Here is a 6,085-nt window from a genome sequence, read left to right on the forward strand (position 1 = left end):
CTCCCGCCTCCGTCCGCGCTCGGGTGCCCGTCCCCGGTCGTGCCGTCCGGGCCGGCGGCCCCGCCCTCCCCTTCCAGCCGGGGTCGGGGCCGGGGGGCGGTGTTGTCACACCCCGTCCCTCCAGTCCCCTCCCACGCTCTCGAACCGTCACGGTGCCACCGCACGACTCGACGAGTACCGCGCCCTGCCGGCCGGGGATCCGGCGCCGGCGCGGGCGTGGAGGACGTCACCCCCCTGGGGGCCTCACCGGGTTGACCTCGCTCGGCCCGCACCGCTGCCGGGCCGTGGAGGACGTGCCCCCTGCCGGCGCTGAACCGGCTGGGATGCGCGGGGAATTCCCCGCCGGCACCTTTCCCCCGGCCCGGACCGCCCTTCTTGATCCCACTTCCGGAAACCCGGTCGAACCGCTTCACGGCCGTCGTTTCGCCGCCAGGGGATCAGCGGAACATTCCCGCGGCGTAGAGGATCCCCCCGATCGCGAAGAATCCGCCGACCAGTCTGAAGACGACGCGGTTGTAGGCATCGAAGAATCCACCGCCCGCAGTCCGGTTCGTGCGCTCGGCGAACAACGGTCCCACGAAGAAGAAGAAGATCCCGAAGAGGGACATGAGGATGCCCACGAAGATCTGCATACCACGATCCTTGGTCCATGGTTGGTGGTCCGGTTGCCCGAGGGACCGGGTGGACCGTGCGCCCACCCGGCCCCTCCCCCGCTCGCGTGCGCGTCAGCGGCGACGTTTCCTCGAGAGGAGGAAGACGATGACGACCGCGAAGAGCACCACCATTCCCACCGCCAGGAAGGGACTCCAGGAGGGCCCTTTGGGTTTGGCCAGGTATTCCATCGCGGCCAGTTGAACGGTGAGGACCATGGCGGCGCTCCTTCGGGGTCTTCTTCTTCTAGAACGTGTACTTTGCGTTCATCGAGCACTTACCGGTGCTGCCGCCCGTCTCGAATCCCGCGTCACCCTGTGTGTTGCCGGTGACGCTGACGGTCCCCACTCCGCACGACCACTCGCCCGTCCACCCCTGGCCGACGTCTCCGCTGGATCCGCCCAGTGAGGCGCTGGCTCCGGGGCTCCCCACACCGAAGGTCACGGACCACGCGCTGTTTCCGCTGTCGTCCTTCTCCCGGCCGCCGCCGACGCAGAGGTAGTAGCAGACCTCCCCGCTGATGTCGAGGGAGAGCAGTCCGCTGGGGTCGATGCGGTTGACGGGGTCGCCCTCGGCGTAGAGGTAGGGGTTCTTCTCCTGGCCGGAGGGGTCGGGCTGGGTGAAGCGGCCGAGGTGGGGGTCGTAGTAGCGGGCCGCGTAGTGGTACAGGCCGGTGGGGTCCTGGTAGCCGCCGGCGAACCGGTAGGGCTGGGGGACCTTCTCGGTGGTGGTGGCGCGCTGGACGCCGCGGGGGCTGTAGTCGTAGGTGTTCACCTTGGTGCCGGACCCGTCCGCGAGCGCGACGACGGAACCGAGCGCGTCGGTGAGGTAGTAGTACGAACTGCCCCCGGTCGTCATGGAATTCAAGGTGCCCCCGGGTTCCCGGTTGAATCCCATGTCCACGCCGGCCGCGGTCTTGGCGGACAGCCCGAGCGGGCCGTTGTGGAAGAAGGTGTCGCCGAGTTTGATCCGTTCGCCCTGGTCGGTGGAGCCGTACTGCCCGGCGTACGTCTTGCCGGCGACGGTGATCGACGTCATCTGGCTGTGGTCGGACCACTCCTCACCCGTGCGGGTGCCTTCGGGGGTGGAGGCGCCGGCGGTCTCGTTGCCGGCCTTGTCGTAGGACCAGTTGGCGGTGGAGCCGTTCTTGGCGGTGATCTGCTGGGCGTCGTTGACGGTGTAGGTGGTGCCGCGCGGGCAACCGGGGTCCACACCCTGGCTGGTGAGGTTGCCCGCCTGGTCGTAGCAGTACTGCCAGGAGGAGGTGAGCGTGGTGCCCTTCTCCTCCTTGGCGTAGGAGAAGCGGCCGGCGCCGTCGTAGGTGTAGGTGGTCTTCAGTCCGGTGACCGCGTCGGTGCGGGTGCGGATCTTGGTGCCGTCCGTGCCGGCGTTGGAGTAGGAGTAGGCGAGGTCGACCAGAGTGCCCTTGGGCGAGGTCGCCCTGATCTTCTCCGGGCGGCCGGACTTGTCCGGGGTCACCGTCTGGACGGTGCCGCCGGGGTAGGTGGTCGTGGTGCGGAAGTCGTTGGCGTCGTACTTGTACGTGGTGGTCCTGCCGGTCGGGTCCTTCAGCCCGGTGAGCTTGTTGACCTCGTTCCAGGTGTAGTCGGTGACGCCGGCCGGGTCCTGGTAGGTGTCGACGTTGCCCGCGGGCGTGTAGGTGAGCTTGGTCTGCGAGCCGTTCTGCAGCGTGCGGACCGTTTCCCTGGACAGCGGGTCGAACGCGTACTTGGTCACACCCGTGCCGTCGTCGCGCTGCCGCAGGTTGCCGTCGCCGTCGTAGTGGTAGCGCACCGTGGTGCCGGCGGAGGAGACCAGGACGATCCGGTCGCGGTGGTCGTACCCGTACACCGTCTTGACGCCGCGTCCGTCGGTGACCGTTTCGGGCCGGCCCAGCGCGTCGTAGGTGTAGGTGGTGTCGCCCAGCGGGGCGGGGAGGTCGACCTTGGACAGGTTGCCCTTGGCGTCGTAGTCGAACGAGGTGGACACCGACCTGGTGTCCGACAGGGTGGTGGTGACCTTGCAGACCTGCCCTTCGAAGCCGTCGCAGGTGGGGGTGGCGGGGTTGCGGTCGAAGGTCCGCCTGCCCCCGCCGGTGCCGGTGACGGCGACGGACCTGGTGTTGCCGGCGGTGTCGTAGGTGTAGTCGGTCTTCTCGCCGTCGGCGCTGGTGAGCGTCTTCGGCAGGTCCGCGCCGGCGATGGTCTGGTAGCCGGTCAGTGTCGCGGTCGCACCGGTGGGCAGTTCGGCCGAGGTGGGGTTGTTGCGCGCGTCCCAGCCGTACGTGGTGACGTTGCCCGCTCCCCCGCCCACGCCCATCGCGTCCTCGGCGCTGTCGATGTTGTGGTTGGCGTCGAACGTCCGCTTGCGGTGGTGTCCGAGCGCGTCGGTGACCTTGGTGACGCCGCCGTCAGCGTTGTGCTCGTACGTCGTCGCGTGCTGCTCGGGGTCGGTGACCGTCGTCGTCCCGGCCGCGGACGGGTCGGTGTTCGAGTACGCGTAGGTGTACGTCGGGCCGGTGTGCCCGGCCGCGGCGTCGAACTCGGTGGCCCGCAGCATGGAGCGGACGCGGTTCTCGGCGTCGTAGGTGAAGACCGTGACGCGCCCCTCCGGGGTGGTGATCTTCGTGAGGCGGCGGGAGGAGTCGTAGGCGAAGACGGTGGACTTGCCCTCGGTGTCGGTGGTCTTCGCCAGGTCGCCGGCCGCGTTGAGGTCGAAGACGGCGGTGCGGCCCGTGTGGTCCTTGGCCTGCCACTGACTGGCGTCCGTCCTGACCAGGTCGATCCAGCGGCCGGAGCGGGTCTCGGTGAGCTTGAAGCCCTTGTGCTCCGTGCCCTCGTCGTGCTGGTCGATCGTGAGGGTGCCGTGGTTCTTGTCGGTGACCTCGGTCAGCGTGCCGTGCTCGTCGTAGGTGTCCTTGGAGCCGGACTTGCGGTCGGTCAGCGTGTAGGTGCCGTCCGCGTTCCTCTTCAGGTCCTTGGAGTAGCCCTTGGGCGTGGTGAAGGTGCCGCCGGCGTTCTCGGTGAAGCGGACGGTGGCGCCGGTGCTGTCGTGGAGCACGACCTCGCCGGAGAAGAGCTGGAGGTAGCGTTCGTACTCCTGCCACCACCGTTGGGACACCTTGCCCCAGGGCGCGTCGAGGGAGTTGTACGTCCGTGCCAGGCGCAGCGTCCTGCCCACGCCCGCGATCTCGAAGTCCGTGGCGGCGAGCATCAGGTTGCCGGTGGAGAGGTTGATCCGGGCCACCAGGGCGTCGGTGATCCGGAAGTCCGAGATCTGGTGCCAGGGCACCGCGCCCTGGTCCTCCGGCACGTACACCGTCGGTGCGGCACCGGCCGCCGCCGACCGGGACGCCCCCTTCGGGTTCTCACCGGTGCGGGCGCGTTCCTCCTGCTCCGCCCGCCACGCGGCCTGTTCCTCCGTCGGTTCGGCCTCGGCCTCGCCCGGGACCGGCCGCGTCGTGCCGACCTTGACCGGCGGCACCTCGAAGTCGGTCTTCTCGCCCCACCGCGACGTCGGCCCCGGATCCGCGGGCGACGGCGACGGGGCGGCGAACACCGGGGCCGCCGGAGCGACCAGTGACAAGGCCGCCAGGGCGGCTACGAGTCCGTAGCGCGACGATTTCCGGGCACGCCGAAACGGCGTGCTTCCAGCACGCGAGTGCATCAGCTTCCCCCACAGGAAGTCAGACCCAGCAACCCCAGTGGTCACCAGCGCCCCACAAGCTGTCACAGGACGCACACAAAACGGCACGTCCTGCCCCCGAACTCCCTCCGTAGGCGGGCCGGAATCGGCCCCGCCGCTTCCCTGTGCCTCCTGCCGGAAAATGAGGGCAAGCCGTGCCGTACCGGCGCGCGGAACCGCCCGTCTCGCGCCCTTTCCTCACGGCGCCCTTGACCGAAAATCTTCGAGACAGCCCGGACCGGGCCGCTTGCCGACTCTGACGGTGCTTTTCCAGCCAGATCACGAACGTCAAAGTCACCTCAACGGACAGCGCTCACCCAGGCCGCGCGCGGGTGGGCGTGGAAGAACCCCTGGTGGCAACTTGTCTCAGAGGGTGTGTGCGCTCCGTGACGTTCCTGTGGACGCCGCTCCATGGCCTGCACACTGATCGCGTCCGGCCGGTCCGGCCGCGTTCCCGCCACGCCCGTGAAGGATCCTTCCGCGATGAGCGAACCGGGCAGGTCCCTGCCCACCCGCCGTTCCCGCCCGCGCTGCCGTACCGGCCCGGAACGGCTCACCCGCGCCGTCCGGTACGCCGGCCGCCTGCTGTGCTGGAGCCTCGCCGCGGGCATGGCCTCGGCCGCCGCCGACCTCCTCCTCGAACCGTCCGCTCGCTGGTGGCCCGTCCTGTGGCCGGTCCCCTGGTACCTCACCGGCGTGTCCCTCCTCGCCTGGGCCGGCCTGCGCGCCCGCGAGAAGGCCGCGCAGTTCCCGCCGGAGGAGGACGAGTCCAGGGAGCACTGGGGCCGGGCCGCGTAGGGCCTGCGGTGCGACGTCGGCCCCCGGGTCACGCCCTCGGGCACGGCCCGGGGGCCGACGTCGCACCGCTGCGCGCTCAGCCGATGTCGAAGTCGAGGTTGGTGACGTACCAGGCGTCCTCGATCTTGCCGGCCTCCACGTTGACGTTCAGGTCCTCCCGGCTCACGCCGGTGGAGTTGGACAGGATGACCTCTTCGAGGGTCTTCCCGTCGACGGTGATCCTGTCGGCGGGGATCACCACTTCGTCACCGGTGGCCGGGACCTGAGCGGCTTCCACCTTCGGGTCGTCCGTGGGCGGTTCGGGTGTGAACGACTCACGGAAGCTCCCGACGGCCTTCTCCATCTGCTTCGCCCGGGGCGCGTCGCTGCCGCACGTCGAGGGGCTGCCGGCCTTCGCGGGCGACGCGCCGGTGGCCGCCTCCCCCATCAGCAGGCACGCTTCCTCGGCGTCTCCCTTGATGACCGCGGCGACCCACGCGGCGACCGCCCCTTCGGCGGTGGCCTGGTCGGCGGCCGAGGACCGCGGCGCCGGCGCACCGCTCTCCTGCTCGCCCTTCTCCGGCTCGCCCGAGCCGGCCGGCGCCGAACTGCCGGCGGCGGGCTTCTTGTCCGCGGCGGAGTCCGTGTCGCCCGAGCATCCCGTGACACCCGCGAGCGCCATCACCAGCGCGCCCCCGACGAGCCAGTCGGCGGTCCTTCTCCCATGACCTGTTAACACCATTTCAGCAGCTCTTTTCCGTAAAGGACCGGTACATCCGGAAGGCATCCCGAGACGACTTCGATCGCGATGCCGCATCGGGCGTGGAGACGCGGCGGGCGCCGGAACGGTTCGACGTCCGGGCAGAAAAACATGCCGGTCGACCGCATTGCGCGGGCGGCCGGTCCGAATGGGGTGATCTTTCCGGAATGGGCGGGCGGAGAGGCCGCCCGTCCGAGTCCGGTGACGGCCGGG

6 protein-coding genes are annotated in these 6,085 nt (G+C 69.9%); 1 reads left to right on the forward strand and 5 read right to left on the reverse strand.

Features of this window, described 5'->3' with window-relative positions:
• Window positions 1–437: 437 nt before the first annotated feature.
• From AOK18_RS13605 to AOK18_RS13610, 3 genes are all read right to left on the reverse strand, one after another.
• Entirely contained in the window at window positions 438–632 is a 195-nt protein-coding gene (locus tag AOK18_RS13605; protein WP_055572668.1) for a hypothetical protein, read from the reverse strand.
• A 93-nt stretch (window positions 633–725) separates the two neighbouring features.
• Entirely contained in the window at window positions 726–869 is a 144-nt protein-coding gene (locus tag AOK18_RS33010; RefSeq protein WP_139058384.1) for a DUF3422 domain-containing protein, read from the reverse strand.
• Window positions 870–897: 28 nt separating this feature from the next.
• Window positions 898–4,245: an RHS repeat-associated core domain-containing protein gene (locus AOK18_RS13610; RefSeq protein WP_478078841.1), complete on the reverse strand. Its 3,348-nt coding sequence runs from the start codon at window positions 4,243–4,245 to the stop codon at window positions 898–900.
• A 573-nt stretch (window positions 4,246–4,818) separates the two neighbouring features.
• Here AOK18_RS13610 and AOK18_RS13615 point away from each other — a divergent pair.
• Entirely contained in the window at window positions 4,819–5,133 is a 315-nt protein-coding gene (locus AOK18_RS13615; RefSeq protein ID WP_055694520.1) for a hypothetical protein, read from the forward strand.
• 76 nt (window positions 5,134–5,209) lie between these two features.
• Here AOK18_RS13615 and AOK18_RS13620 read toward each other — a convergent pair whose 3' ends face one another.
• Both AOK18_RS13620 and AOK18_RS33605 read right to left on the reverse strand, forming a co-directional pair.
• On the reverse strand, window positions 5,210–5,854 hold the full coding sequence (locus AOK18_RS13620) for a hypothetical protein (RefSeq protein WP_157865088.1): 645 nt from the start codon (window positions 5,852–5,854) through the stop codon (window positions 5,210–5,212).
• Window positions 5,845–6,085, reverse strand: a 241-nt coding sequence (locus AOK18_RS33605; RefSeq protein WP_206281540.1) for a hypothetical protein, incomplete at its 5' end; no start/stop codon positions are given. The genes AOK18_RS13620 and AOK18_RS33605, both read right to left, overlap by 10 nt.

The sequence above is a fragment of the Streptomyces prasinopilosus genome, assembly GCF_001419695.1.
GTDB classification, from domain to species: domain Bacteria; phylum Actinomycetota; class Actinomycetes; order Streptomycetales; family Streptomycetaceae; genus Streptomyces; species Streptomyces prasinopilosus.